2 protein-coding genes are annotated in these 2,652 nt (G+C 73.2%); both read left to right on the top strand.

Annotated features, from left to right (window positions below):
* The first annotated feature begins 593 nt into the window (after nt 1–593).
* Nucleotides 594–1,514, top strand: a complete 921-nt coding sequence (gene prmA / locus D180_RS02615) for a 50S ribosomal protein L11 methyltransferase (RefSeq protein ID WP_017911566.1) — start codon at nt 594–596, stop codon at nt 1,512–1,514.
* A 68-nt stretch (nt 1,515–1,582) separates the two neighbouring features.
* Nucleotides 1,583–2,029, top strand: coding sequence for a helix-turn-helix domain-containing protein (locus D180_RS02610; protein ID WP_017911565.1), 447 nt, complete (start codon nt 1,583–1,585; stop codon nt 2,027–2,029).
* Nucleotides 2,030–2,652: the final 623 nt, after the last annotated feature.

The raw sequence follows: 2,652 nt of genomic DNA, 5'->3' as shown, positions 1-2,652 counted from the left end.
GCGGTGGCCGACGCGACGGGCGCAGGGGCCGCAGCGGCCACCACCGCGGTCGCCGGCACGGACGCCGCCGGTGCAGCCGGCAGCGACAGCACGCGATAGGCGACCACGCCCAGCAACAGCGCGGCGGGCGCCAGCAACAGCCAGGTTGGACGGGACACGACGGGCATGCGCGAAAGAGCCGGACCACGGGCAGAAGCGCAGCCGGACCCCCTGTCGCCCGGCCGCTGCGAGCCGGCAGTCTACCCCAGGCCACGGCCGCGGCATGCGCCAAATGCATGCCGCGATCCCGGCGCATGGACGTGCGGACCGGCGGCACGGACGAACGGCACGGCGTCACGGGCGGCGCGGTGCAGATCGCAGTGCCGGTGCTGGCCCGGCAGCGTCCGAACGCATTGCTGGGCCTGTTCGGCCCGGTGCGGCCAGCGCGACGCCGCGTACCGCCGTCGCGTGTCGCATTCCGAACGGCGCCGGCTGGAGGTGGTTCGCAACCGGCCGAAATGCGTGCCGTCCCCCGCTCCGCCGCAAGTCGGCCTCCAGCGCGAAGCCCGCCGCCCGTCTAAGATGCGTGCTTCCCCTGATTGCCCCACCGACCGATGCCGTTCCTCGAACTGACCATGCGCTGCACCGACGCCACCCAGCCCCGCTACGAGACCGCGCTGGAGGATGTCGGCGCGCTGGCGGTGACCCTGCTCGATGCCGACGCCGACACCAGCAACGAACGCGCGATCCTGGAACCGGGCGTGGGCGAGACCCCGCTGTGGGGCACGCTGGTGCTCACCGCGCTGTTCCCCGAGGAGCAGGACGCGCTGGTGTTGCTGGCTGCGCTGGAGGCCTTCGACCCCGGGCTGGACTGGACCCAGGCCACCTTCCGCAAGGTCGACGACCAGGACTGGGAACGGGCCTGGCTGGACCAGTTCCAGCCGATGCGCTTCGGCGCGCGCACCTTCATCGTACCGTGGAACCATGAGCTGCCCGAAGACGCCAGCGGCGCCGATGCCGCCGTGGTGCGCCTGGACCCGGGCCTGGCGTTCGGCTCCGGCACCCACCCGACCACCGCGCTGTGCCTGCGCTGGCTGGATGCGCTGGCCACCGACGGCGTCCTGGCGCAGGCGCGCGTGCTCGATTTCGGCTGCGGCTCGGGAATCCTGGCGCTGGCCGCGCTGAAGCTGGGCGCCGCCGCCGCGGTGGGCGTGGACAACGACCCGCAGGCGCTGCTGGCCAGCCACGACAACGCCGAGCGCAACGCGGTGGGCGAGCGCTTGGCCGTGTACCTGCCTGCCGACGAACCGGAGGCCACCTATCCGGTGGTGGTGGCCAACATCCTCGCCTCGGCGCTGGATGCGCTGGCGCCGACCCTGGCCGCGCGCGTGGCGCCGGGCGGGCGCATCGCCCTGTCCGGGATCCTGCACGGCCAGGAACAGGAGCTGCTGCAGCGCTACGCACCGTGGTTCACCCAACTGCGCACCGAACAGGACGGCGACTGGATGCGCATCGACGGCGTGCGCCGGGACTGAACCGGGGCGCGGCCCCGCAAGGCCAGCCGGCCCATAGCGCAGAAGACAGTATCGCTAACATTTCACTAATGGACAGCGCTGCGAACCAAGCGCAGTGGCCGGCGCGGCTATATCTCGCCTCCCCTGCGGAGGTGCGTGTGAACAGCAAGCTGTACGAACGGGTGCGCGAAGCGCGCAAGCTCACCGGCCTCACCCAGGAGGCCCTGGCGCTGGACCTGGGCGTGACCCGCAGCGCCGTGGCGCAGTGGGAAATGGCCGAAGGCACCGCGCCGGCGCTGGAGCACCTGATCGCCCTGGCCCGCCGCAGCGGGCTGCATTTCGAGTACCTGGCCACCGGCCGTGGCGAGCGCGTGTTCGGCGAACCGATGGCGGCGGACGCCGCGGCCATCGGCGAGCTGCCCAACCACTACCAGTTCACCGACCAGCAACTGCGCCTGCTGGAGCGCTTCGACAGCCTGAGCCCGCGCCAGCGCGCCGGCCTGCTCGACCTGCTCGACACCCGCAAGTCGCGCTGAGCACGCCGCGGGACCCTCGCGCCGTAGAGCGTCCAGCGCTGACCAAGGCCGCGATCCGCCGGCAGCGCACTGCAGATCCCGCCGGCGCGTGCTTGAATACGGCTCTCGCCGTCGTCGCCCGCGCGCATGCCCGATCGCACTCCGCCCCGCCCCAGCCTCGCCACCTTGCTGCGTCAGCCCGATCCGTCCGCCATACAGGGCGAGACCCCGGTCGCGCCGGCGGCGGGCGGTGACACGTCGGCACCCGCGACGTCGCTGACCGACACTGCAGCGCCGCCCGTGGCGTCGAGCGTCTCGCCAGCGTCTGCGAACGTGAAGCCGGCCGAGGAAGAGACTGACGCGGTCCACGCCGCACCTGACGCGGGCGACCTGGAGACGCTGTCGCCAGTCCGCGCTTCGGCGACGGACCCGGCACTGGCACCGGCCGCGGGCGCGACTCCCGCGACAGTCCCCACCTCGCCAGTGTCCGCCGCCGCCGCGCCCAGCTTCCTGCATGGCCCGCGCGAACGCCGCCCGGTGCTGCGTGCCGCGCCCTGGCAGTGGATCGCACTGGCCGGGCTGGGCCTGCTGCTGGCGCTGCAGATCCTGATCGCCGATCGCCAGCGCCTGGGCGCCGACCCGCG

Source organism: Xanthomonas sp. SHU 166 (genome assembly GCF_000364685.1).
In the GTDB taxonomy this organism is placed as follows: Bacteria; Pseudomonadota; Gammaproteobacteria; order Xanthomonadales; family Xanthomonadaceae; genus Xanthomonas_A; species Xanthomonas_A sontii.
Note: the sequence above shows the minus strand (reverse complement) of the source record. Positions and strands in the feature narration are given on the sequence as shown.